The sequence below is a fragment of the Sorangium sp. So ce176 genome (genome assembly GCF_051519835.1).
GTDB classification, from domain to species: domain Bacteria; phylum Myxococcota_A; class Polyangia; order Polyangiales; family Polyangiaceae; genus Sorangium; species Sorangium cellulosum_G.
Window position 1 is genome coordinate 1398394 of sequence record NZ_CP150371.1, and the last position, 25019, is coordinate 1423412.

Genomic DNA, 25019 nt, shown 5'->3' on the forward strand with positions numbered 1-25019 from the left:
ACGACCCACCTCACCCAGATGGGTTCGCGGCATCCCGCCCGCCCCGAACGGGGGCGCCGGGACGGGTTCGAGCTTTCTCGCGGGGCTCCTCGACGGGATCTCGCGAGCTCGTCGACCCGCTCGACGCCGGGCGCCAGCGGCCGGGCCCCCGCGCCGCCAGCGCCTCTTTCCCCGCGCGACCCAGCCGCCGGATCGCCGCCTCCCGCCGCAGCGCCTCCCCCTTGTCGGCCGCCGTCTCCACGTGCACCAGCGCGAGCGGCCCCCTCCCGCGCGTGTACCGCGCCCCGCGCCCCGCCGCGTGCTGCGCCAGGCGCGCCTCCACGTCGCGGGCGATGCCCGTGTACAGCGACCCGTCGCCGCAGCGCAGGATGTACACGTGCCAGCCCGCGGCCACCGCGGTCACTCCTTCGGCCCCTCGTTGTAGCCGCGCGGCCGGTACTTCGGATCCACGCCGCCGTGCTTCTCGCCGTTGTCGAGCGTGTCGACAGCGAGGTACGCGAGCCACGTCCCCGGGTGCTCCTCCGCCAGCCGCCGGAGCTCCGCCTCGTACGCCGCGAGCCGCTTCTCGTCGTGCAGGCACTGCAGCGCGAGCGCGATCAGGCTGAGCTCGTTCGGGCCGAGATCCATCCCGCGCTGGTAGTGCGGGAACGCCTCGTCCGCCCGGTGCATGCGGCACAGCGTGTCGCCCGTGTACACGTGGGCCATCGGCCACTTCGGCGCGAGCTCGACCGCGGCCTGGCTCGCGGCGAGCCGCGCCGGCAGGTCGCCCCGGGCGCCCTTCATCACCGAGTAGTTGAGGTGCGCCTTCGCGCTGCTCGGCACCGCCTCCTTCGTCGCCGCCCAGAACTCGAGGTCGTTCCGGTAGTCCATCGCGTGCCGGTAGGCCTGCACGCACTGGAAGCCGAAGAAGAGCACGAAAAGCACCGGCGTCACCCACGCCCGCCACGACCAGCGCGTCCGCGGCGCCAGGGTCGAGCCCGCGAGCGCCTCGTGCAGCCACGAGAACGCGACGGCGAGGACAAGCGACGAGCCGATCGCCGGGAAGTACCAGAAGCGCTCCGCGCGCACCGTCGGCAGGACGACGGGGATGTTCGAGTGCGGGAAGTAGCTCACCACGACCCAGGTCAGCCCGATCGCCGCGATGCACAGCCCCGCGTAGCCGCGGCGCAGCGGCACCCAGGCGCTCCGGTCCGCCGTCGCCGGGCAGGGCAGGGGGCGCGTCCCCTCGACGAGCAGCCCGAGGCCGAGCAGCAGCGCGGGCAGGAACGGCAGCGGCCACAGCACGAGCGGCAGCGACCGGAGCCACTGCACGCGCCCCGCCGGGCGGAGCGCGTGCCAGTCGTACGCCGCCAGCCCCACCGCCGCGGCCGCGAGCAGCGCCCCCGCGATGAGCAGCGGCCACCGCCGCGACGTCGCCTGCCCGCCGTCGACGAGGAACGCAGCGCGCACCGAGCGCCGCTCGCGCCGCTCGAGGTGCTCGCGGCGGAGCGCCGCGATCCAGAGCGCGAGCGAGCCGAGGGGCGGCAGCGCCATCATCGCGGCGCCGGCGACGCTCTCGAAGAAGAACAGCCGGTCGGGCGCCGGCTCCTGCGGATACGAGTAGTCGCCGCTCAGCGTCCACGGGAACACGATCTGGGTGAGGCCCCGCCAGTAGACGCGCAGCGCGCCGGCGATCCGGTGCGGCGTGTCCGCGGTGCTGAGCGGGTTGTTGAGCGGATCGCGCGGCAGGGGCGCCTGGTGGAACCAGACGAGCGCGTCGTGCAGCGCGCGCTTCACGAGCGGCGCCCCCTCCGGGAGCGGCGCCGTGAGCTCGGCCGGCATCGGCGCCGGGAACCAGCGCCGCCGGAGCTCGACGTAGAGCACGAACGCGGCCCCCGCCGCGAGCAGCGCGACGAGCGCGCGGACCAGCCGCGCCGGGCGCGTGGGGTGCGTGAGCGGCGCCGCGATCAGCGCGGCGAGCGGGATCAGCGGCACGCAGACGAGCGCGCTCTCCTTGGAGAAGAGGCCGAAGAGCACGGCCGCGAACACGGCGAACGGCATCGCCCACCCGGGCAGCGCCAGGGCGGCGATGGCGGCGATCGCCCCCATGCCCCCGAGCACGTCGGCGATGCCCACGATGCCGCTCACCGCCTCGGTGAGCACCGCGCAGCCGACGAAGATGAGCCCGACCAGGTAGGCGAGCCCCCGCTTGCGCGTGAGCCAGAACGTGACGCACGTGAGCAGCGCGGCGTTCGCGGCGTGGAAGAGGACGTTGTAGAAGTGATGGAAGAAGGGCTGGTTGGTGACAGCCCAGATCGTGCGCCAGAGGAAGTTCGGCAGCGGGCGGTAGGATCCGACGCTCCTGTCGGGCGGCAGCCCCCAGAAATCGCGGTGGATCGCGTCGAGGAAGCCGAGCCCGCCCTTCGCGTTCACGTACGGGTTGGCGAGGAGCGCCTCCTGCTCGTCGAAGATGTAGTTCGTCGACGGGTGGCGCGTGAACAGGATGACGGCGAGCACCGCGAACGGCGCGACGGCGGACAGGAAGGTCGGGTCGAACGCGAGGAAGTAGCCGCGCACGCGCTGCGCGGCCCTCCCGAGCCGCGACGGCGCCATGGGCGGCCCGGCCGGCTGCTGCGTGGAGGACGGCGGCGCGGACAGCGGCGCCGTCATGGGGTCGACGAGCGCGCCCGAGGCGGGCTCGATCCCGGCCTGCTCGCCGGCGGCGTACGGGGGCGGGGAGTTCACGCCCGGCCCCTTCAGCTCGCGCTCTCCGGAGCGGCGCCCGGCGCGCCCTCCGGCGCGGGGACCTCCGGCTCGGGGATCGCCCAGATGTCGCCCCAGAGCGGCTGTCCGCCGTCCACCCCGACCACCGCGCCGGTGATGAAATCGTTCTGGTCGCTCGCCAGGAAGACGATGAGCCGCGAGACCTCCTCCGGCGTGCCTGTGCGCTTGAGCGGGGTGGCGCGCCGCGCGAGCTCCAGGAGCTCGTCGCCGTACTGCGCTGTGCCGCTCGTCCGGATGTTGTTGCCCGGCGCCACGGCGTTGACGCGGATGCCGAGCGCCGCCCACTCGACGGCGAGCGATCGGGTCAGGTTCTCGACCCCGGCGCGCGCGGCGCCTGTGTGCGCCATGCCCGGGAACCCCCGGGCGACCGACGCGGTGACGTTCACGACGCGGCCGCGCCGCGCCGGGATCATCGCCCGCCGCGCTACCTCGCGGGTCATGAAGAAGGTGCCGTTCAGGTTGTTGCGGACGACCGCCTCCCAGCCCTTCGGGGTCATGTCCGCGGCCGGGCTCGGGAACTGCCCCCCGGCGTTGTTCACGAGCACGTCGACGCGGCCGAAGCGATCCAGGACCTGGCCCACGAAGGCGGCGATCTGCTCCGGCTCGCGGATATCGCAGGGCGCGGCGAGCACCTTGTCGCCGGCGATCCCGTCCGTCTCCAGCGCCTTCACCGCGGCGTCGAGCTTGTCGGGCTTGCGGCCGCAGACAGCGACCTTCGCGCCGAGGTGAGCGAGCTCGCGGGCGCACGCGAGGCCGATCCCGCTGCCCCCGCCGGTGATGATGGCGACCTGATCTGCGAAGAGTCCTCGGGCGAAGATCGAGCGCACCTGGGTCACGCCCCGCGTTTACAACGGGTCACGTGGCGGCGCCACCAAGCTGCAAGCCCGGCGCCCGGCGAAGCGCGCCCGGCGCCGTCGCGACGGGATCGCGCCCCCCGAGCGGCGCGGCGGGCTCCGGTCAGAGGTGCCGCGTCAGCCGGGGCAGAACCCTCTCGTGGAGCAGCTCGGGGATCGCCCGCTTCGCCCGCCAGAACCAGCGCCCGTCGCGGTGCGGCACGGCGTAGAGGCGGCCGGCGTCGACCGCCTCGATCGCGCGCCGCGCCACGTAATCGGCCTGGAGCCCCTCGCGCCCCATGAGCTTCTCGGCGATCTCCCTCATCTTCGCGTCGACGCCGCGCGCGCTCTCGACGATCTGCGTCCTGAAGAAGGTCGGGCACAGCACCGTGACGCCGACGCCGTGCGGGGCGAGCTCCAGCTTCATCGTCTCGGAGAGGGCGACGACGCCGGCCTTTGTCACGCAGTAGGGGGCGAGCCCGGCCACGGCGATGAAGCCGGCGGCGGAGGCGATGTTCAGGAAATGCCCGCGCCTCTGCTCCTTGAAGCGCGGCGTGAACGCGTGGCAGCCGTGGATGACGCCCCAGAGGTTGACGCCCATGACCCACGACCAGTCCTCGAGGGGGACGTCGCCGACCTGCCCGCCGGCGCAGACGCCCGCGTTGTTCACGACGAGATCGACGCCGCCGAGCGCGCGATCGGCCTCGCCAACGAGCGCCGCGACATCGTCGCTCCGGCTCACGTCGCAGCGGACCGTGTGCGCCTCGCCCCCGGCGTCGGCGACGAGGCGCGCTGTCTCCCGGGAGCCCTCGTCGTCGAGGTCGGCGAGGAGCAGCTTCGCCTGACGGCCCGCGAGCTCGAGGGCGAGCGCGCGGCCGAGGCCCGAGGCGGCGCCTGTGATGACGGCGCGGGGTTGCTTGGGGAGGGACATGAGCTGGCGAATACCACGGGGGCGGCCACCTCGACCCGGTCGGCAGCGGAAAACAGCGAGGCGCCAGGGATGCCAGGGGAACCGAGATCCCCTGGCGTCCCTGGCGCCTTGACCGTTCCACCCGCGCTCGCGCTAGCAGCGCTCGCGCTAGGCGCTCCCGCGCGTGCCTCCCTGTGGACGACCGCCGCTCAGCCGCTGCCCGAGCAGGTGCTTCGCGCGCTCCGCGAGCCGGAGCTCCTCCTGACGGACCTCGCCGAAGAAGGTGGCGAGCTCCTGATCGCCCTGCTTCTGCGCGTCCTGAACGTACTGCGCGTAGGTCTCTGCGCCCTGGAGAGCATGGTAGAGCACGCTGACCAGGTTGTAGTCCTTGTCGGGGACAACGCTGCTCTCGCTGCGGCCCTGCTGTCCCTGCGTGCCTGCTCCCTGCTTCTGCTCGTTCGCCATTCCAAACCTCCTCGATTTCCCCCAGCGGCGCCCGTGCATTGCAAGGGGGAGGCCGCACCGCGGAATGGCCCGACGCGCCGACGATCCCACGCTTGCGGCGCGGCCGCGCCGCGCCGCGCGTCGCGATTTGCCCCAGCAGGCGGACGCTCGCGCAGGATTGCACCAGCTCAGGCGGCCTCGGCCATGACGCCCAGCGCGCCGCGGCGCGCTCGACGCAAGGCCGCGCCGGTGCGTCGCGCCATCTCTTGCTCAGCTCGCCCGATGCAACGGGATCGCCGCTCCGGACGTCAGAGGCCTTGTGGCGCTCGGATTGTGTGATGGACGGGCACGAGGTGATCGCCCCCACGCCCGCGAGACGTCGAGCAGACCCACGCCGGCGCGAGCTGATACGCTGCCCAGCGCGCCGGCTCCTCCCTTGCAGCCCTCGATCGATCCCTCCATGCGTTCACGGCTCCACCGCTCGCCCCTCCCGGTCTCCTCTCTTCACTGGACGCTCGCGGCGCTCGCGCTCGCGACCTCCGCCTGCGGCGCGGACGGCCCCGGGCCGAGCGAGCCGCGGGACACCGGCGTCCATCCGCGGCTCCTCGCGCGCCCGGAGCACCGCGAGATCCTGCGCTCGCGCGTCGAGCGCGAGCCCTACGCCTCGATCTTCGCGACCCTGAAGCACCGCGCCGAGCGCGCGTATGCAGAGGATCCCGACCCGGACTCGTGGGACCACCTGGCGAACGGCGACAACGCCTCGACGGCGCAGGCGAACGCCCTCCTCGCCTGGGCCTTCGACGATCGGGCGGCGGCGGACAAGGCGCGCGAGTTCCTGCGCCGCCTCGAGGCGGACTGGGACACGAACACGGTCCTCGATATCAACATCCGGATGGCGAAGACCTTGATGGGATACACGAACGCCTGGGATCTCCTCAGCGCGACCCCGTGGTTCCCGGCGGCAGAGTCGATCGAGGCCGAGCGCAAGATCACCGAGATCACCGGCCAGCTCTTCGCCAGGTACGTCGAGCACGACCTCTATCGCGATCTCCTGCTCCGCCCCGCGCAGAACAACCACCCGATCCGGACCGCCGACGCGATCGCCTATGCGGCGCTCGCGTTCCCCGGGCACCCGGCGGCCGGGACGTGGTGGAGCTGGTCGATCTCCGAGCTCGACTACCTCTGGGGCGAGAACGGCCAGTACGTGCAGCCCGACGGCGGCGTCTCCGAGGGCCCGTACTACTCCGGGTTCGCCTGGGGGCCGACAGCGGCGCTCTTCATCGCGCTGGACAACGCCCTGGAGGGGCCCCTGTCGTTCGCGCGCGACTGCCGCACCCGCTCCGACGAGGACCCCTGGACCGGGCACGGCTGCGTCGACGGCGAACAGGCCACGTTCGAGCCCCCGCTGCGCGGCGGGCTCTTCACCAAGGCGGTCGACTGGTCGCTCACGCTGCGGCTCCCCTGGGGCAACCGCCCTCCGCTCGACGACGGCGTGTTCACCCCGTTCAACGGGAGCTCGCTGCTCACCTCCTTCGGCGGCAGCGGGGCTCATCGCTGGGACTGGGAGCAGAACCGCGAGAGCCCCCGGAGCATGGAGTTCGGCATCGACCTCATCGCCCACCACCTGGTCTACGTCGACGACGCGGTGGCCGCCGAGGAGCCGCCGCTCCTCACGCGCTTCTTCCCCGACGCGGGCAACGCTGTGTTCCGCTCGGACTGGGGCGAGGAGGCGCGCTGGCTCCTGCTCGTCGCCGAGCACGGCGCGGCGCGCAAGGCGATCCACGACCACGTGGACGGCACGTCGTTCTCGCTCGCCGCCTACGGAGAATACCTGTTGATCGACCCCGGCTATTACAAGCCCGACGCGCTCGACAACGCGAAGACAAGCCAGTCGCCGTCGCACAACGTGATCCTCATCGACGGCAGGTCCGCGCCCGACAAGGGGCTCTTCAACAACTTCGGCGACGCGGACGCCTGGATCCGGAACACCCACGACGGCGACGCGGTCGAGTACGCGGAGGCGCACCAAGACTACCAGGACACGCACGTCGAGCGCTCCGTCGCCTTCGTCGACGGCCGCTACTTCGTTGTCGGCGACCGCCTCGCGACGACGCACCCGGCGGCCCGCGCGCACGCGTGGCGGCTGCACGGCTACGCGGGGCTCACCTCCGGCGGCACGTTCGAGCTCCTCGCCGACGGCGCGCGCTGGGAGCGGACGCGGGCGGGGGTCGAGGCGCGCGTGCAGTCCACGGCGCCGGGGCTCGAGGTCGTGGAGCCGCCGTACACGCCCCTCACCGCGCCGCACGTGCACGAGTTCGAGCAGGACAGGAAGGCCGCCGACCACGCCGTCATCGACGCGACGATCCAGGCCGAGGCGCCGGGGTTCCTGGCGGTGCTCCTGCCCTACAAGGTCGGCGCGGACGCCGGTCCTGACGCGCCGCTCGAGGCGACGCCGCTCGAGGCGGCGCCCGGGGTGGTCGCGTGGCAGATCGAGGGCGACGGCTGGACGGACGTCGCGGTCCTGAGGAGCCAGGGCGCGCCGGGGGAGGTGACGCTGCCCGGCGGGCAGGTCCTCGAGACAGACGCCGAGCTCGTTGTGCTCCGGATCGACGGCGAGCGGCCGTTCGCGCTGATGGCCCGGGGCACGCAGGTGCTCGTCGACGGCGCCCCCCGGGTCACCGCGCCCGACGCGACAGGCGTCGCCGTGGAGGAGTGAGATGCCGACCGCAGCCCCCGATCTCCCGCCCGCGCTGCCGTCGCGCCCACGCGCGCTGGCCTCGCGCCCCCGCGCGCTGCTCGCCGTCGCGGCGGCCGCGAGCGCCCTCGCGGCCGCGGGCTGCTCGGGCGACCCGGCCGGCTCCGGGGCGTGCACCCCGACGGCGCCGTCCGCGGACGACGCGTTCGCGATCGAGCGCGCCCCCGGCTCCGAGAGCGTCGCGCTGGCGCGCGCCGTCGCCGACCGCTGGATCGCCGAGCACCCGGCCGAGTCGCTCCCGTGGGACTGGGGCGAGGGCACGGTCATGCTCGCGCTCGTCGACCTCTACCGGGTCACGCAGCACGCCCCGTACCGCGACTACTACCGGCGCTACATCGACCATCACCTCGAGTACGGCTACGAGATCACGACCAGCGACCGCTGCCCGCCCGCCGTCGCCGCGCTCGCGCTCCACGAGGAGACGTGCGCGGCGCCCTACGGCGCGATCGTCGACGACGCGCTCCGCTACCTCGACGAGGAGGCGCGCCGGACCGAGCAGGGCGGCATCAGCCACCTCGGCGTGTCGCCGCTGTTCGAGCCCACGCTCTGGGTCGACTCGCTGTTCATGTTCGGCAACGTGCTCGTCCGCGCCGGCGAGCGCTCCGGCGACGCGCCGCCGCTCGACGAATTCTCCAATCAATTCAAGATCTTCGCCTCGCTCCTGCAGGACGAGCCGGGGCTCTTCCGGCACGCGTACAACTGGGCGGCGCCCCAGGACCCGGACGTGTACTGGGCGCGCGGCAACGCCTGGGTCACGGCCGCCGGCTACGAGTACCTGCGCGTGCGCGCGGCGCGGGGCGAGCGCGACGAGGCGGTGGCCGGGGCGCTCGACCGGCAGGTCGCGGCGGTGCTCGACGCGCAGGACCCGGACACCGGCCTGTGGTGGACGATCATGAACCGCCCCGGCGAGATCTACCTGGAGACGAGCGCGACGGCCCTCTTCGCCGCCGGGCTCGCGCGCGGCCTGCGCCACGGCTTCCTCGACGCCTCGGTGCGCCCCGCGATCGACCTTGCCCTGGCCGGCGTGCGCTCGCGCATCGAGACGGACGGATCGGGCCGCCCCGTCGTGACCGGCATCTCCGGGCCCACGTCGGTCGGCAAGCTCGCGGACTACGCGGCGGTCGAGCTCCGCGACGACATCTCGTACGGCGTCGGGGCCGTCCTTCTGGCGCTCGTCGAGACGTCGGGCCTGTAGCGCTCGCCTCGTCGCCCAGGGCGCCGCGCCGTCCGGTCCTCCGCCCGCGGCGCCCGTGCGCTGCGGTTGCTTCGTTGCCGCGCTTCGCTTACGCCTCGGCTCGTCCGCAGGCGCCGCGGCGCGCGCTCCGGAGCGGCATCAACGACACGCCCCGAACGTTCGGGTGCGCGTCACGCGAACCGGGATCCTGCGTACGCTGGCCGCCGTCGCGGGCAGCGCGCCGGCCACCGCCCCAGAACCCCATGGCTCCACTCGTGAAGCTCGAGGCGATCACCAAGACCTACTGGATGGGCGAGGTGGAGGTGCAGGCGCTCCGCGGCGTGTCCCTGGAGCTCTCCCGGGGCGAGATGGTCGCGATCATGGGCGCCTCCGGGTCGGGCAAATCGACGACCCTCAACGTCATCGGCACGCTCGACAGGCCCACCGGCGGCCGGTACCTCCTCGACGACGAGCCGGTCGAGGAGCTCGACGAGGTCGAGCTCGCGCGGCTCCGCAACCGGAAGATCGGGTTCGTCTTCCAGTCGTTCAACCTCCTTCCGCGCGACACAGCCCTCGCCAACGTCGAGCTGCCCATGGTCTACGCCGGCGTCCGCCCGTCCGAGCGGCGGGAGCGGGCCGCGCGCGCCCTCGCGCGCGTCGGGCTCGACGACCGCGCGCACCACCTCCCGAACCAGCTCTCGGGCGGCCAGCAGCAGCGCGTGGCCATCGCCCGCGCCATCGTCAACGAGCCGCCGCTCCTCCTCGCGGACGAGCCGACGGGCGCGCTCGACTCCGCCACCACCCGGCAGGTCATGGAGCTCTTCTGCGCCCTGCACGCGCAGGGGATGACGGTCATCGTCGTCACCCACGACCCGTCCATCGCCGACTACGCCACCCGCGTCATCACGTTCCGGGACGGCGCCATCGTCGAGGACACCGGCCCCCGCGGGCGGCGCGCCGAGGTGCCGTCGCCGCCGCCGGGCCCGCCGGCGCAGCCCGGAGGCGCCTCGTGAGCGCCCGGCCGCGGCGGCGGCGCCTCTGGCCGTGGCTCGTCGGCGCCCTGGCGCTCGCCGGGGCCGGCGCCGGCGCCGTCGCGATGACCCGCGGCGGCCCCCCGCCCATCGACCCCGCGCTCGTCGTCACGGCCAAGCGCGGCGACCTCGCCGTCGAGATCCTCGAGACGGGGCGCATCGAGGCCCGCGAGCAGGTCGAGCTGAAATCCAAGGTCTCGGGCCAGGTCGCCGAGGTGCTCGCCGACGAGGGCGCCCGCGTCGCGAAGGACCAGCTCCTGCTCGTGCTCGACCCGACCGACTACGAGCGCGAGGTCGCCCGCGCCGAGGCCGAGCTCGCCCAGGCCCGGGCCGCCGCGGGCTACGCCCGGCGCGTGGTCGAGCGGCGGTCGGCCGGCGTCGAGGCCCGCGTCATCACCGCGGAGGATCTCGACCTCGCGAAGCACGAGCTCGCCGCGAACACGATCGCCGTCCGGCTCGCCGAGGTCTCGCTGAACGCCGCGAAGGACCGGCTCCGGTACACGAAGATCTCCTCGCCCCTCGACGGCACCGTGATCCAGCGCAACATCGAGCCCGGCGAGGTCGTGACCCCGGGCGTCGAGTCGACCTTCGACGGCAAGGCGCTGCTCACCGTGGCCGACCTCTCGACGCTCCTCGTGAAGGTCGACCTCAACCAGATCGACGTCGCCAAGGTCAGGCTCGGCCAGCCGGCGACGCTGACGCTCGACGCCCTGCCCGGCAAGACGTACACGGCCAAGGTCACCAAGATCGCGCCCGCCTCGGTGAAGCTCGAGGACCGCCAGGTCGACGTCTTCCCCGTCGAGGCCGAGCTCCTCCAGGTCGACGAGCTCATCAAGCCCGGCATGACCGCCGACGTGCGCATCCGGCTCGACAGCCGGCCGGGCGTCGTCTCCCTGCCGATCGAGGCCGTCACCGAGGAGAGCGGCAAGCAGATGGTCACGCGCGTCGTCGACGGGCCCGACGGCAAGCAGACGACCGAGAAGGTCGAGGTCGCGCTCGGCGCGCGCAACGACCGCGAGGTCGAGGTCAAGAGCGGCGTCGAGGAGGGGGCCCGCGTGCTCATCAACCCGCCCTCGGCGGCCGAGAACGAGACCAAGATGTGAGGTGGGCCGTCTACCTCGCGATCGCCGCGAAGGCGCTCACGGCGCACAAGCTGCGGTCGCTGCTCACCGTCCTCAGCATCACCCTCGGCGCCTTCGCCATCGTGCTCATGACCTCGCTCGCCGAGGGCGGCCTGCTCACGCTGAGCCGCGGCATCGAGGACCTCGGCGGGGCGCGGCTCATCCTCATCGTCCCGAAGGTGCCGGAGCGCGCCGAGCGCAAGAAGTCGATGTACGTCACCGGCTTCACCCGCCAGGACCGCGACCGGCTCGCGCTCGGCGTCCCGCACGTCGCCGAGCACACCATGTACGCCATGCTCGGCTCGCGCGACGTGACCTCCGACGAGGGCAAGGAGGACCGCACCGACCTCGTCGCCGCCGACAGCAGCTTCCTCCGCGCCTTCCGGATGCGCGTCGGCCGAGGCCGCGCGTTCTCCGACGACGAGGACCGCCGCCGCGCCCGGGTGTGCGTCGCCGGCCCCAAGCTCGCGTCGCGGCTCTGGCGCGGCGACCCGATCGGCCGCTGGGTCACTGTCGGCTCCCTGCGCTGCCGCGTCATCGGCGTGCTGGCCGAGAGCGATCGCCTGGGCGTCAACTTCGGCTTCAACTGGGTCGATCTCCTCGTCACGCCGATCGACACGGCCGCCGACGTCGAGCGGACCGTGAGCACCTCGGCGGTCGTCGTCATCAAGACCGACGACCCCCGCAACAACGACCCGGTGAAGCGCATCCTCAACGCGCTCCTGGTCGAGCGCCACCACGGCGTCGACGACTTCACCCTCCTCGATTTCAGCAGCATCATGAAGCAGTTCGAGTCCATGTTCGCGATCATGAAGGCGATCGTCGGCCTCATCGCGGGCGTCGCGCTGCTCATCGGCGGGGTGGGCGTGATGAACATGATGCTCGTCAGCGTGTCCGAGCGCGTGCGCGAGATCGGCATCCGCAAGGCGCTCGGCGCGGCGCCGCGCGACATCAGCGCGCAGTTCCTGTGCGAGGCGGCGCTGCTCTCCGGCTTCGGCGGCCTGCTCGGCGTCCTCGGCGGCGGGCTCGCGGCCGAGCTCGCCTCGGCGGTCATCCGCCGCTTCACCCCGAGCTGGGTCGGCGCTGTCTCGGTGTCGGCCGTCGTCGCGGCGCTCGTCGTCTCCTCCGGCGTGGGGGTCGTCTTCGGGTGGCTGCCGGCGCGGCGCGCGGGCCGGCTCGACCCGGTGGCGGCGATGCGGCGATGAGGCTCGGCGACCTCCTCCACTCGGCGCGCGCCGTCGTGGCCGATCGCACCCGCGCCGCGCTCACGCTGCTCGGCATCATCATCGGCACCGGCTCGATCGTGCTCCTGGCCTCGCTCCTCGCGGGCGGCGAGGAGGCGCTCCTCCGGGCGAGCCAGCAGGCGGTCGAGGCCGATCTCATCCAGATCCACCCCGCCGAGGTGAGCATCAAGGACCGGCGCCGCACCCGGCGCGACCTCTCGCGGTCCGACGCCCGCGCGCTCGACGCGTCGCGCGCCCTCGGCGGCGCCTCGGCCATGAGCGAGTCGCTGCGCGCGACAGAGGCCCGCGCCGGCGACAAGAAGAAGCGGATCTCGCTGGTGAGCGCCGCGCCCGCGGCCCCCTCGCTCTACGACCTCGAGCTCGCGGCGGGCCGGTTCCTCACGCAGGACGATCTCGCGGATCGGCGGCGCGTGTGCGTCGTCGGCCACGAGGTCTGGGCCGACCTCTTCGGCGGCCCTCCCTCGCGCGCCGCCGGCGAGGAGGCCCTCCACATGACGGCCGACGGGCACGTGTGGACCGTCGTCGGCGTGCTGAAGGACCGGCCCATCCTCGGCTCCACCGACAGCACCAACATCTGGAACCGCAAGGTGCTCGTCCCCGAGACCACCTACGACGCGCTGTTCTCGCCGTCGCACACGACCGACCGCATCTACGTGCGGCAGGATCCGATCGTCTCCGTCCGCGCGCCGCTCGCCGCGCTCCGCGGCATCATCGACGCGACGCTCCAGCGGCGCCACCACGGGGTGAAGAACTTCAGGATCGAGGACAAGGACAGCCACGGCCAGGAGCAGCTCGTCCTCGACATCATCAAGATGCTGCTGCTCAGCACCGGCGTCGTCGCGCTGATCGTCGGGGGCATCAACATCATGAACATCATGCTGGTGACGGTGACCGAGCGGACGCGGGAGATCGGCATTCGCCGCGCGGTCGGCGCCTCGCCCCGCGCGATCTTGCTGCAGTTCCTGTTCGAGGCGGCGGCCGTCTCGCTGCTCGGCGGCGTGCTCGGCGTGATCGCCGGCGTGGGCCTCTCCTGGCTCGCCGGCGCGCTGCTCGCGAAGCTGGTCGGCCGCTGGGCCTTCCATGTCGAGGTCTGGTCGATCGTCCTGGGCCTCGGCCTCTCGGCCACGATCGGCGTCGTGTTCGGCTTCTACCCGGCCTGGCGCGCCGCGCGGCTCGACCCGATCGAGGCGCTCCGCACGGAGTAGCGCCGGTCCCGCGGAGGGGGCGGCGGCGCCTGTCGGCCGCTCACGTCGCGGCGGCGGCCTCCGGCGCCGCGGGCCTGTCCACTGTCTCGTCGACGTCGCGCTTCGCGTGCGGGAAGCGGTCCATGCGGCTGAGCACGGGGAAGCCGAGGGCCCACAGCGCCGCGACGGCGAGGGTGGCGCTGCCGCCGAGGAAGATGGCGGGGAGCAGGCCGAGCCAGCGGGCGGTGAGGCCGGACTCGAACTCGCCGAGCTCGTTGGACGCGCCGATGAACACGGCGTTGACGGCGCTCACCCGCCCTCGGATGGAGTCCGGCGTCTCGAACTGCACGAGGATGTGGCGGATATAGACGCTCACCATGTCGCCGGCGCCGATGAGGACGAGGGCGACGAGCGCGACGGCGACGCTCCGGGTCTGCCCGAGGCCGATGGTGGCGAGCCCGAACACAGCGACGCCGCCGAACATCCAGCGGCCCACGTGCCGCGTGATCGGCCGGAAGGCGAGCACCCCCGCGGTGAGCGCGGCGCCCACGGCCGGCGCCGTGCGGAGCATGCCGAGGCCGGTCGGGCCGGCGTGGAGCACGTCGCGCGCGTACGCGGGCAGGAGCGCCACCGCGCCGCCGAACAGCACGGCGAACAGGTCGAGCGAGATCGCGCCGAGCACCGCGGGCCTCGACCCGACGAAGCGCAGCCCCTCCAGCACCGTGCTCCACGACGACGGCTCGGAGCGCCGCTCCTGCCCTGTCGTGCGCGTGAGCCCCATGAGCACGAGCGAGGCGAGGAGCAGCGCCGCGACGGTCGCGTAAACGAGGGTCGTCCCGGCGAGGTAGAGGAGCCCGCCCAGCGTCGGCCCGACGATGACGGCGACGTGGAAGCTCGACGAGCTGAGCGCGACAGCCTTGCCGAAGCTGTCCGCCGGCACGAGGTTCATGAGGATCGCCTGCTGCGCCGGCATCATGAAGGCGCGCGCGCTCCCGAACAGCACGAGCACAGCGAACACGGGCCACACGACGCGCAGCCCCGACAGCGTGAACGCGAGCAGCAGCGCGGAGCAGAGCAGCTCGGCGGCGAGGCCGACCGAGATGATGTGGCGCCTGTCGAACCGGTCCGCCACCTGGCCGGCGAAGAGGATCAGGGCGAAGAAGGGCGCGAACTGGGCGAGACCGATGAGGCCGAGGTCGAACACGTCGCCGGTGAGCGCGTAGACCTGCCAGCCGATGGCGACGCTCTGCACCTGCACCGCGATCGCGGAGAGCAGCCTGGCCGCGAGGTAGAACGCGAAGCTCCGGTGGCGCAGCACGCCGAGCCCGGTGAGGTTGTTGGAGGACATCTGGAGGCCTGGGGCGGCGTTTCACGCAACCGTCGTGCCACGACGTGCAGAGCGCGGGACGGCCTGGCGGCGCTGGACGGGCGCTCGTGGAGCACCGCCGGGCCGCGCGCGGGGGGGCGCGGCCGGCTGTCGCTGCTGCTGCAGCAGCACCCCGTGCTGCTCCGCTGCGCCGCCACGAGCAGGCCCGAGGGTCAGCCCTGGGCGAGCCGGGCGAGCGCCTCGCCCGTGAGGCGGTGGACGGTCCACTCGTCCATCGGCTTCGCGCCGAGGCTCCTGTAGAAGCCGATCGCGGGCTCGTTCCAGTCGAGCACGGACCACTCGAACCGCCCGCAGCCGCGCTCCACAGCGAGCTTCGCCAGGTGCACGAGGAGGGCCTTGCCGTGGCCTGCTCCGCGGTGCTCGGGCAGCACGAAGAGGTCTTCGAGGTAGATCCCGGGTTTGCCGAGGAAGGTGGAGAAGCTCTGGAAGAAGAGCGCGAAGCCGACAGCGGCCCCCTCCGCCTCGACGAGGACGACCTCGGCGGCCGGCCTCGGGCCGAAGAGGTTCGCCTCGAGCTCTCTCTCGTCGAAGACGGCCTCGTGCGCGAGCCGCTCGTACGCGGCGAGCATCCGGATGAGGCGGGCGATGGTGGGGATGTCGGCGGCGGTGGCGGGGCGTATCATGGGGGTTCCGGGCGCTTCATACCGCACCGCCCTCCCCGAGCGGAAGGCGCCTACGCCGGCGCGGGATCGTCCTAGGCTCCCGTACCCGCATGACGACGACGACGCCCTCCGCCGCCGGCCCGCGCTGGCTCTACCTGCACGGCTTCGCCTCGGGTCCGAGCTCGACCAAGGGCGTCCAGATCGCCGCGCACCTCGAGCGGCGCGGCGTCGCCGTCGAGCGGCTCGACCTGCGCGTGCCCTCGTTCGAGCGCCTGCGCCTGAGCGCGATGATCGACGCCGTGAAGCGGGCGATCGGCGGCGAGCGCGACCGCGCCGTGCTGATGGGATCGAGCCTCGGGGGGCTCACCGCGTCCCGCGTCGCCGCGGAGGACGCGCGCGTGTGCGCGCTCGTGCTGCTCGCGCCGGCGTTCCGGATCCTGGAGCGATGGCGGCAGCGGCTCGGCGAGGAGGGCTTCCGGGCGTGGGAGGAGCGGGGCTGGCTCGAGGTCGACGATCACGCGGAGAAGCGCCGATCCCGGGTGGATTTCGGCTTCGCCGTCGACGCGGCCGAGGTGGATGAACGCTCCGGGGGCTGGCCCGACGTGCGGGTGCCCACGCTCATCGTCCACGGCGTTCACGACGAGGTGGTGGACATCGCGCTGTCGCGCGAGTTCGCGGCGGGGAAGCGGCATGTCCGGCTCGTCGAGGTGGACGACGGCCACGAGCTCGTGGCCTCGATTCCGCGCATCCTCGGCGAAGCGGACGACTTCCTGCGCCCTCTCCTCGGGAGCTGACGGGCGCGCGCCGCGCGGCTCGCCTCCCGGCGCTCGCTGCCACGGCCACGCCGAGTGGCGCTGAACCTCCGTTCAGCGCGTCTCGTCTCGTTGGCGTCGTCGCGCCGCACCGCGCCGGCTCGGCTGTCCCCTCAACAGCCAAGTCGCATTCTAGGCGTGGGGGGCCCAGCTATCAAGTCAAAACGTTTCCGCTTACTGCTCGTCCGCATCCGGCCGCGAATTTCCGCGGCTCGATCGATCGGAGGAGCGAATGGCGATGGAGACTGCGACGGTTCATCCGCACACAGCGCGCACAGCGTCTGTCAACGGCATCGAGATGGCTTATGAGCTTCGCGGCGAAGGGCCGCCGCTCGTGTTGCTCCACGGCTTCACCGGGTCGAGCGGCGACTGGGCTCACGCGTTCGACCTCGCGGCGCTCGCGCGTGATCACACGGTGATCGCCCCCGACCTGCGCGGGCACGGCCGGTCGACCAACCCGGCGGGCACGCTGACAATTCGCCAGTGCGCCCTCGACGTCTTCGCGCTCCTCGATTCGCTGGGCGTGACGACCTTCCGGGCCGTTGGCCTCAGCTTCGGCGCCAAGTGCCTCCTGCACCTCGCCACGCAGCAGCCGGATCGCGTCGAGTCGATGGTCCTCGTGTCCGCGACGCCGTACTTCCCCGAGCAGGCGAGGGCGATCATGCGCCACATGACCGACGAGGGGCGGTCGGCCGAGGAATGGGAGGAGATGCGGCGCCGCCACAAGCACGGCGACGCGCAGATCCGGGCGCTGTGGCGGCAGCCGCGCCTCTTCGCGGCCAGCCACGACGACATGAGCTTCACGCCCCCCCACCTGTCGACCGTCACGGCGCGGACGATGATCGTGCACGGCGATCGCGATCCCCTCTATCCGGCCGAGATCGCGCTCGAGGTGCACCGCGCCATCCCGCGGTCCTGCCTCTGGCTCCTGCCGGACAGCGGGCACGCCCCCATCTTCGGCGCGTGGAAGGAGCCGTTCGCCCGCGCGGCGCTCGCGTTCCTGCGCGGCGAGCAGGGCGCTGATCACTCGGCGCAGCGGGCCGCCACGTGACGGCCGTTCGGGTCCTGTTCGGCGAACAGGGGGCCCACGTCGGAGAGCTCGAAGGTGACCGACGTCGCGTCGATCGCGGTGATGGTGAGCCTGCCGAACCCCGCGTCGCCGCCGCCGCTGACCGCCGCCGCGCTGCTGCAGTCCGCGCGGAACGACGTCCCGAAGATCGAGAGATCGCCGCTCGCCGTGTCGACCTCGCCCACGGCGAACATCGACTCGGGCATGCGGAGCTCCAGATCCCACCAGTCGCTGCAGGGCGAGTACGTGGGGTTCGCGTCGGGATCGCTGCAGGACAGGGCCAGACTGGCGATACGGAAGGTCACCGTCGAGTCGCCAAAGACGATCGCGTTCGCCCCTGGCGCGGCGCCGCCGGAGGTCGTGGGCGCAGGGCCGGCCGACGTCGTGGGCGCAGGGCCCGTCGGGGCCCAGGGGCCGACCGAGGTTGTCGTCGCGTCAGGGCTGCTCGCGCTGCCCGCGCCGCCGGCGCCGCCGCCGCCGCCGTCCATGATCACCGCGCCGCTGCACGCGGCCTGAACGAGCAGCGCGAGCGCGCCTGTCGCCGTCGAGAGGGTTCGAGGGGAGAACATCATGGCGTCAGCGTACAGCCTGCCCGCGCCGATTGTGTGCGGCGCGAACGCCCGCCCGCGGGCGCGACCGGCCCTCGCGCGCGCGGCCCTCCACGCGTCGCGGGGGCCGCCTCTGGACGGAGCGGCGCGCGGGTGTGCTACCATCGGCCACCGCAGGCGCGGGTGAAGGCCGCCCGCAGGCCGGCGCGCGCAGCGCGGAGCACGGATGAACGCACCCGTCGTCGAAGGAGATGTGATCGCGGACAAGTACCGCGTCGATCGCGTCCTGGGCCGGGGCGGCATGGGGATGGTTGTCGCGGCCAGCCACCTGTTTCTCCCGCACCGCGTCGCGATCAAGCTCCTGATCTGCGACGACAGCCCGGCGCTGATGCAGCGGTTCTTGCGCGAGGCGCGCGCGGCGGCGCGCCTCAAGGGCGAGCACGTCGTGCGGGTGCTCGACGTCGGCGAGCTCGGGTCGGGCGTCCCGTACATCGTGATGGAGTACCTGGAGGGCGACGATCTCTCCGAGGTGCTCCGCGCCCGCGGCCCGCTCGGCGTCACGGAGTCGGCCGACTACGTCCTCCAGGCCTGCGTGGCGATGGCCGAGGCGCACGCCGCCGGCATCGTGCACCGCGATCTCAAGCCCGCGAACCTGTTCCTCACGGCGACGCCCGGCGGGGCGAAGCTCATCAAGGTGCTCGATTTCGGGATCTCGAAGGAGCTGCCGGGCAGCGGCGAGGGCGGCGCCGCCGCGCTGACGCAGACGCGGGAGATGCTCGGCTCGCCCGTGTACATGCCGCCGGAGCAGATGCGGTCGTCGCGCTCGGTCGACGGGCGCTCCGACATCTGGGCGCTCGGGGCCATCTTGTACAGGTTGCTCGCCGGCAGGCCGCCGTTCGAGGCGCCGGCGCTCGCGGAGCTCATCCTCCTTGTCGCGAGCGCGGAGCCGGTCCCGCCCAGCGCGCTCAGGAGCGACATCCCGCGCGAGCTCGAGCGGGTGATCCTCCACTGCCTGCAGAAGGATCCGGCGCAGCGGCCGCAGACGGTGGCCGACCTGGCGCTCGCGCTGGTGCCCTTCGCGTCGGCGGGCGGGCAGGAGCGCGCGGAGCGCGCCGCGCGGATCCTCGCGGCGCCGCCGGAGCCGTCCCGGCCCGGCGCCGCCGCGTCGACGTCGAGGCCCGGGGCGGACGGCAGCCGGAGCGACACGCCCGGCCCGATGGCGAGCCTCCTGCCCACGACGCGGGTGATCGCGCGCACGCCCTCGCAGCCGGCGCCGCGCCGGACGACCCTCCGGGTGGCGCTCGGCGTGGCCGCGATCGCCTCGTCCGCGCTCGCGATCTGGGTCGCGGCCGCGCTGCGCGACCGCGCGCCGGACGATCGCCCGGCGCCGCAGGCGGCGGCGGTCGCCCCGCCGGCGCCGGTCCCGCAGGACGGCACGGCCTCGCGGCGCGCGGGGCAGCAGGCGGCGGGGGGCGAGGCGCACCTGTCCATCGCGCCGGAGCCGCAGCCCACGGTCCAGGCGGTCGCGCCGCTGCCGTCGGTCTCCCCGGACCTCACGCCCACCGGCGCGGCGGCGCGACCCGCGCCGGCGCCGCAGCCACGCCGGCGCGCGCCCGCGCCCACGAGCGCGCCGAGCGCGGCGCCGGCGCCCGAGCCGCCGAAGGCGCCGCCGCTGCCCGAGCTCTCGAAACCCTTCGAGATCCAGATCAAATGAGATAGGGATCCCGGTCGCCGACCGACGGCACTTCCCATACCGGACGAGGCATCCATGCGTTCACGTAGGCTGTCGACGCGGCTCGCGTCCGCGGTCGCCCTCTCCGCGCTGACGACGGCCGCCGGCGCGGCGGCGCAGCCGGCTGCCCCGGCGCCCGCCGCGTCCTCGCCGCCGGCTCCCGCGCCGGCCCAGGCCTCGCCGCCGGCTCCCGCGCCGGCGGAGCCCTCGCCGCCGGCCCAGGCGCCTCCGCCGCCGCTCGCCCACACGCTGACAGGGAAGGCCAGGGCCGATTACGAGCTCGGCAGGAGCCTCTTCAACAACGACGACTTCGCCAATGCGTTCATCAAGTTCCAGCACGCCTACGAGAGCTCGAAGGACGCGCGCCTCCTCTGGAACATGATCGTCTGCAAGTACAAGCTGCACCAGTACAGCAAGGTCCTCACCCTCGTGGAGAAGCTGAAGCAGGAGGATCGCGGCGTCCTCCTCGCGGGCGACTGGGCGCAGATCGACGTCCTCGAGCGGCACGCCAGCAGCCTTGTCGGCAGCCTCGAATTCGCGGTGAGCGAGCGCGGCGCGGCGGTGACGATCGACGGCGAGCTGATCGGCAAGACGCCGCTCCCCGGCAAGCTCAACGTCGATTCCGGGACGAGGCGCATCCGTGTCTTCAAGCCCGGCTTCAAGGAGCACGTCCGCGTGGAGCGGGTGAGCCCTGGAGACGAGCTGCGCCTCGAGGTCCGTCTGGAGCCGCAGGTCCACGCCGGAAGGCTGTCTGTGCTTGCGTCGCCGGGCGACCGGATCGCGCTCGACGGCAAGCCCGTGGGCCAGGGGCGGTGGGAAGGCGCCGTGCCGAGCGGCCGCCACGTGCTGCGGGTGACGGCGCCGGGGAGGGTGCCGTACGAGGCGGAGATCGTCATCGAGGACGAGGCGCTGAGCAGCGTGCGCGTCGGCCTGACGCCGGTCGAGCGGACCGGCGTGCCTGTGTGGGCGTGGGTCACCGGCGCCGCGCTGATCGTCGCGGCGGCCGTGGCGGGCGGCCTCCTGATCCAGCCCGGGCCGGCGAAGCCGATCGAGGGCACCCTCGGGGAGACGCGCCCGACAGCGTTCGGAGGCCGCTGGTGAGGCGCTGCTTCTGGGGGGCGACGGCGGCGCTCGCGGTCGCCTCGGGCGGGTGCTCGGCGCCTGCCACGGGGGAGCTCATGGTGGCCATCCAGACGGACATGGCCGTGCCCAAGGATCTCGATCAGATCGAGCTCCAGGTCCTGTCCGACGGCAAACCCATCATCTCCAGGGATCGTAACCAGCTCGGCCCGGACCACGCCCAGCTCCCCGGGACACGGGGGCTCACGGTCTCCGAGGACCCGAGCCGGGAGATCCGCATTCGCGTGCGGGCGCTGCTGGGCGACCGGATCCGCGTGGAGCACACGGTGCTCACGACCGTCCCCGAGGACCGCGTGGCGACGCTCTGGGTGCCGCTGCATTTCCTGTGCGGCGTGGACGCGGGAGAAGGCGAGGCGCGCGAGCCCGACGCTGAGGGCGCATGTCCGGACGACCCCGCGTGCGCCGCCGCGGCGTGCGGGGAGCGCCGCGTGAGCGCGGCGAGCCTGCCCGACTATGCGGAGCGAAACGTCCTGCACCACGCCTGCTTCGACGCGGCGACCTGCTTCGAGGGCGCGTCTCCGGTCGAGGAAGGCGACCTCGATCCGGCGGACTGCACGATCGCGGCGCGCGACGGCGGCGTGAACGTCGCGATCGCGACCGAGGGAGACGGCGCTTGCGGCGCTGCGGGGTGCTTCGTGCCGCTCGACGCGGAGAGCGACTTCGGCTGGCGCAGGCGCGACGACGGGCGGATCGCGCTCCCGAAGGCGCTCTGCTCGCCCGGGCGGCTGGCCCGGCTCGGCGTGGTCGTCTCACCTGTCACGCCGGCGTGCCCCCCGAAGCAGATCGCCCAGCCGCTCTGCCCTGCGGCCGAGGGCCGGCCTGTCGTCCTGGCCGCCCGGCAGCGGAGCCCGGTCTCGCTCGCGGTGAGCGAGACCGGCGTGCTCTGGACCGAGCAAGGCACGTTGAGCGATGAGCACGAGGATCTGGAGCCCAACGTCGACGGCGCCGTGAAGCGGGTCGCGCGCGAGGGCGGCCCGCCGGAGACGATCGCGTCGAAGCAGGCAGCGCCACGCCACCTCGCGCTCGCAGACAGCGGCGAGGTCTTCTGGACGAACCGCGGTGTCGCCGGCGCGGCCGCGACGGCGCTGATGCGGTGGCTCCCTCGCGGCGGCAACGCCAAGCCCTGGCTGAACGTGGAGCAACTGGGCTTTTCGGGCAGCCTGGAGGCGCTCGCGCTGGACGGCGAGAGCCTGTTCTGGACGCAGCTCCCCGACGGCGGCGCGCTCGGGCGCGTGGGCTTCGCGGCGCTGGACCCGCGGGACGAGCCGGCGCCCGAGACGCTCGACGGTACCCACCGCGCCAACCGGCTGGCCGCGGCGAACAACGTCGTTTGCTGGACCGATGTCGGCCCGGACAGCGCCGAGGACGGCGCCGCGAAGGGCTCGGTCCGGTGCAAGAAGAGGCGCGCATCCGAGATCGTGAGCGTGGGCGCCGGCGAACGGAAGCCGTACGGGATCGCGCTCGACGCGGAGAACCCGGCGGAGGTGTTCTGGGTGAACTTCGAGGGCGAGGTCGTGCGGGCCTCGCTGGACGGCGCCAGGCGCGACGTGATCGTCCAGGACCTCGGCGCGCCCGGCCCGTACGGCATCGCGCTCGACGAGCGCCAGGTTTACTGGACCAACCGGTTGCAGGGCACGGTGAACGTGCTGCGCCGGGACGCCCCGCCCGGCAGCGCGTGCGGCGATGGCGCGTGCACGCTGGCCGCGGGGCAGAACAACCCGGGGGCGATCGCGGTCGACGGCGAGGCGATCTACTGGATCAACGAGGGGTCGCCGGTCGTGGGGCCGACGGGCAAGGCCGACGGCGCCGTCGTGAGGCTCGCCAAGCCGCCGCCGCCATGAGCAGCGCGGCGGCCGCGTTGCCGCCTGGCGCCGCCGCGCCGGCCGCCCTGCAGCCGCAGCCTCCGTCGTCGTCCGTCGCGGGGCCAGCGCCCCCGCCGGAACCTCCGCCGCCCGCGTGCTCCGCGGGGCCCGTGGGCTCCCCGGCGCCCGCGCCGCCCTGCGACGACGACGAGGCCTCCGCCCCGTGAATGCAGGCTCCGGCGAGGCACACCCCGCCGTCCTCGCACGGCACGTTGTCCGCCTTGCTCGGCCACACACATCGGCTCGTCTCCGGATCGCAGGTGCCTTCCTCGTGGCACGCGTCCGTCGCGGGGCAGGTGATCGCCTTGCCGGCGCAGGCCCCTTCTCCGCAGGCGTCCTCGGTGGTGCACGGATCGCCGTCATCGCAGGTCGCGCCGTCGTCGTCCTCCGCGACACAGCTCCCCGCGACGCAGGCGTGGCGCGTGCACGGCTCGTCGTCGCCGCAGGTCGCCGTGTCGTCGTTGGTGCCGGCGCAGGTGCCCGCGTCGCAGGCGTCGCCGCTCGTGCAGGCGTTGCCGTCGTCGCAGGCATTTCCGGTGAGGGGCGAGCACGCGCCGTCGGCGCTCGCGCCGGCCTCCACCGAGCACGCGTCGCAGGCGCCCCCATCACAGGCCGAGTCGCAGCAGACGCCGTCGACGCAGAACCCGCTCTGGCACTCGCATTGGTCCCCGCACGGCTCGCCGGGCCGGCCCAGGGTGAACCGCTCCACGGCGTAGGACGCCTCGCGCGCAACCCTCCCTCCCGTGATCAGCACCGACCCGTCCTGGTCGATGTACGTCGCCTCGTGGAACGCGCGGGGCTCGCTGAGCGGCGCGATCGTGATCCATCGGTTCCGGTCCGGGTTGTAGAGCTCTACATCCGCCGTGTCCGAGCTGCTGTTGAGCCGCCCGCCCGCGACGAGCACGCAGCCGTTCGGAAGCAGCGTCGCCGAGTGCGCGTGCCGCTTCCCGTGCGTCTCCAGCGGCTCGCCGGGCGAGAAGCTGTTCGTCGACGGGTCGTAGATCTCCGTCAGAGGGGAATACCCGACCACGAGGACGCGCCCGTCCGGGAGCAGCGTCGCCGTGTGCATGTACCGCTCGGACCCCTCCATCATCGACGGACCCGCGGTCCACGTGTCGCTCGCCGGATCGTACAGCTCGGTGGTCCGCAGCCCTGCGCCGCTGCGATAGCCGCCCACGACGAGGACCTTCCCCGTCTCGAGCAGCGTGGCGGTGTGCAGCGTGCGCGGCTCGAGGAGGCGCGCCGCCTCCTCGAGCGCGCCGGTGCTCGGGTCGTAGCGGAAGACGTTGTCGTAGACCGCGACGTTATCGAGATCGGCCGTGCCGCCGACGATCAGCACATCTCCTGATTCTTCTCCGAGCCTGGTCGCAGTGTGGCGGTGAAGAGGGGCGGGCGAGGCCGCTTCCGTCGGGTTATCGAGAGGGATCGTGCCCTCGACCTCCCAGCTCATGGTGCGCGCGTCGTACACCTCGTACGTGGAGTCCGCGCCGCCCCTGTCCCCGCCGATCACGAGGACGCGGTCGCTGTCGAGCGCGATCGCCGCATGATCGGTGCGCGCTCGCCCCATGCGGCCCGGCGCGGGCGCGTTGGACCACGCGCTCTCCGCGGGATCGTAGAGCTCGGTGCTGTCGATGGCCACGCCGTAGAGGTTGGTACCTCCCGTGACGAGCACGCGCGTCCCGAGCAGCGCCGCCGCGTGGTGGCTGCGGCGGGTCGCCATGGTGGGCGGCGGCGGCGACTGCCAGGCCGGGTCGACGAGCACCTGCTCGCCCTCCGCGTCGACGAACAGCTCGATCCGCCCCCCGCGCGCCGCGAGCTGCGCGCCTACCTCGCGCCCGCCGGCCGCGTACGCCGCCGGCGCCGTCACCCGGAGCCGCACCGCCCCCGTCGCGTCGGCGATCTCGATCGCCCCGTCCCGCTCCGCCAGCGCGCCGCCCTCGACCTCCCATGCCGCCACGGGCGCCCCGCGCTGCACCGCCGCCGCCTCGAGCAGCAGCCACTCCTCGACGCCCCCCGGCGTCGCGGTCCAGAACGAGGCGCCGCCCGCGCGCCGGTAGGCCACCGCGCGGTCGGCGAGCATCGCCTCGCCCTCGGCCCCCACCTCGCGAACGCGGAGCGTCGCTCCTCCGTCGAGCGCGAACACGATCGCGTCGCTCCCGTCGCCGGGCAGCCGCGCCACGGCGCTCCCGCGGCGCCCCGCGGCGGCTCGCTCCAGCCCGCCGTCGCTGCGGATGAAGCCCGGGCCGACGCTCAGCACGGCGGCGGCCTGGCCTGGAAACGCGCCGCGCAGCGCCTCGTCCGGCGGCTGATCGGGCCCGGCGCACCCGGTGAGCGGCTGCAGCGAGGCGAGGAGCGCGGAGGCGGCGAACAGCGAATGTAGGCTAGAGTGCGGGGCTATCATGGCGGAT

20 protein-coding genes are annotated in these 25019 nt (G+C 73.6%); 11 read left to right on the forward strand and 9 right to left on the reverse strand.

Annotated features, from left to right (window positions below; translation table 11 throughout):
• Window positions 1–10: 10 nt before the first annotated feature.
• From WMF42_RS05190 to WMF42_RS05210, 5 genes are all read right to left on the reverse strand, one after another.
• Window positions 11–394, reverse strand: coding sequence for a GIY-YIG nuclease family protein (locus WMF42_RS05190; protein ID WP_437690578.1), 384 nt, complete (start codon window positions 392–394; stop codon window positions 11–13).
• Between the two features lie 5 nt (window positions 395–399).
• Window positions 400–2724, reverse strand: coding sequence for a tetratricopeptide repeat protein (locus WMF42_RS05195; RefSeq protein WP_437690580.1), 2325 nt, complete (start codon window positions 2722–2724; stop codon window positions 400–402).
• Window positions 2725–2735: 11 nt separating this feature from the next.
• Window positions 2736–3599 carry an SDR family oxidoreductase gene (locus WMF42_RS05200; RefSeq protein ID WP_437690582.1) on the reverse strand — a complete coding sequence of 288 codons (864 nt, stop codon included), beginning with the start codon at window positions 3597–3599 and terminating at the stop codon, window positions 2736–2738.
• A 121-nt stretch (window positions 3600–3720) separates the two neighbouring features.
• Window positions 3721–4527 carry an SDR family NAD(P)-dependent oxidoreductase gene (locus WMF42_RS05205; RefSeq protein WP_061607192.1) on the reverse strand — a complete coding sequence of 269 codons (807 nt, stop codon included), beginning with the start codon at window positions 4525–4527 and terminating at the stop codon, window positions 3721–3723.
• Window positions 4528–4674: 147 nt separating this feature from the next.
• A complete protein-coding gene (locus tag WMF42_RS05210; protein WP_061607193.1) occupies window positions 4675–4971 on the reverse strand; it encodes a hypothetical protein in 297 nt (98 codons plus the stop codon).
• A gap of 439 nt (window positions 4972–5410) precedes the next feature.
• Here WMF42_RS05210 and WMF42_RS05215 point away from each other — a divergent pair, with 439 nt between their 5' ends.
• The 6 genes from WMF42_RS05215 (at window position 5411) to WMF42_RS05240 (ending at window position 13480) form a co-directional block, all read left to right on the forward strand.
• On the forward strand, window positions 5411–7666 hold the full coding sequence (locus tag WMF42_RS05215) for a heparinase II/III domain-containing protein (RefSeq protein WP_437690584.1): 2256 nt from the start codon (window positions 5411–5413) through the stop codon (window positions 7664–7666).
• A gap of 1 nt (window position 7667) precedes the next feature.
• Window positions 7668–8900: a glycoside hydrolase family 88/105 protein gene (locus WMF42_RS05220; RefSeq protein ID WP_437690586.1), complete on the forward strand. Its 1233-nt coding sequence runs from the start codon at window positions 7668–7670 to the stop codon at window positions 8898–8900.
• Window positions 8901–9142: 242 nt separating this feature from the next.
• Window positions 9143–9892: an ABC transporter ATP-binding protein gene (locus WMF42_RS05225; protein WP_437690588.1), complete on the forward strand. Its 750-nt coding sequence runs from the start codon at window positions 9143–9145 to the stop codon at window positions 9890–9892.
• Complete coding sequence (locus tag WMF42_RS05230) at window positions 9889–11013, forward strand: efflux RND transporter periplasmic adaptor subunit (RefSeq protein WP_437690590.1); 1125 nt, start codon at window positions 9889–9891, stop codon at window positions 11011–11013. Before WMF42_RS05225 ends, WMF42_RS05230 begins: the two co-directional genes overlap by 4 nt.
• The gene (locus WMF42_RS05235) at window positions 11010–12236 is read left to right on the forward strand and encodes an ABC transporter permease (protein ID WP_061609191.1); all 1227 of its coding nucleotides are present in this window, start codon (window positions 11010–11012) and stop codon (window positions 12234–12236) included. The genes WMF42_RS05230 and WMF42_RS05235 overlap by 4 nt, the downstream gene beginning before the upstream one ends.
• Window positions 12233–13480 (forward strand): ABC transporter permease, encoded by a 1248-nt coding sequence (locus tag WMF42_RS05240; RefSeq protein WP_233561735.1) that lies wholly within the window; start codon window positions 12233–12235, stop codon window positions 13478–13480. Before WMF42_RS05235 ends, WMF42_RS05240 begins: the two co-directional genes overlap by 4 nt.
• 40 nt (window positions 13481–13520) lie before the next feature.
• Here WMF42_RS05240 and WMF42_RS05245 read toward each other — a convergent pair whose 3' ends face one another.
• Together WMF42_RS05245 and WMF42_RS05250 are read right to left on the reverse strand one after the other, a co-directional pair.
• Window positions 13521–14807: an MFS transporter gene (locus WMF42_RS05245; protein ID WP_437690592.1), complete on the reverse strand. Its 1287-nt coding sequence runs from the start codon at window positions 14805–14807 to the stop codon at window positions 13521–13523.
• A gap of 191 nt (window positions 14808–14998) precedes the next feature.
• On the reverse strand, window positions 14999–15469 hold the full coding sequence (locus WMF42_RS05250; RefSeq protein WP_437690594.1) for an N-acetyltransferase family protein: 471 nt from the start codon (window positions 15467–15469) through the stop codon (window positions 14999–15001).
• An 89-nt stretch (window positions 15470–15558) separates the two neighbouring features.
• Between WMF42_RS05250 and WMF42_RS05255 the strand changes: the two genes are divergently transcribed.
• Together WMF42_RS05255 and WMF42_RS05260 are read left to right on the forward strand one after the other, a co-directional pair.
• Window positions 15559–16242, forward strand: coding sequence for a YqiA/YcfP family alpha/beta fold hydrolase (locus tag WMF42_RS05255; protein WP_061609187.1), 684 nt, complete (start codon window positions 15559–15561; stop codon window positions 16240–16242).
• 316 nt (window positions 16243–16558) lie between these two features.
• Entirely contained in the window at window positions 16559–17311 is a 753-nt protein-coding gene (locus tag WMF42_RS05260) for an alpha/beta fold hydrolase (protein ID WP_437690596.1), read from the forward strand.
• On the opposite strand, the gene WMF42_RS05265 is transcribed toward WMF42_RS05260, so the two are convergent.
• Window positions 17284–17901: a hypothetical protein gene (locus tag WMF42_RS05265; RefSeq protein ID WP_437690598.1), complete on the reverse strand. Its 618-nt coding sequence runs from the start codon at window positions 17899–17901 to the stop codon at window positions 17284–17286. The genes WMF42_RS05260 and WMF42_RS05265 overlap by 28 nt on opposite strands.
• Window positions 17902–18103: 202 nt before the next feature.
• Here WMF42_RS05265 and WMF42_RS05270 point away from each other — a divergent pair, with 202 nt between their 5' ends.
• Genes WMF42_RS05270 through WMF42_RS05280 form a run of 3 tightly spaced genes read left to right on the forward strand, consistent with a single transcriptional unit; the run spans window position 18104 to window position 22590 of the window.
• Complete coding sequence (locus WMF42_RS05270) at window positions 18104–19591, forward strand: serine/threonine-protein kinase (protein WP_437690600.1); 1488 nt, start codon at window positions 18104–18106, stop codon at window positions 19589–19591.
• Between the two features lie 54 nt (window positions 19592–19645).
• On the forward strand, window positions 19646–20710 hold the full coding sequence (locus WMF42_RS05275; RefSeq protein ID WP_437690602.1) for a PEGA domain-containing protein: 1065 nt from the start codon (window positions 19646–19648) through the stop codon (window positions 20708–20710).
• Window positions 20707–22590, forward strand: a complete 1884-nt coding sequence (locus WMF42_RS05280; protein ID WP_437690603.1) for a hypothetical protein — start codon at window positions 20707–20709, stop codon at window positions 22588–22590. The genes WMF42_RS05275 and WMF42_RS05280 overlap by 4 nt, the downstream gene beginning before the upstream one ends.
• Here WMF42_RS05280 and WMF42_RS05285 read toward each other — a convergent pair.
• Window positions 22508–25012 (reverse strand): kelch repeat-containing protein, encoded by a 2505-nt coding sequence (locus WMF42_RS05285; RefSeq protein ID WP_437690605.1) that lies wholly within the window; start codon window positions 25010–25012, stop codon window positions 22508–22510. The two genes, WMF42_RS05280 and WMF42_RS05285, sit on opposite strands and share 83 nt — an antisense overlap.
• Window positions 25013–25019: the final 7 nt, after the last annotated feature.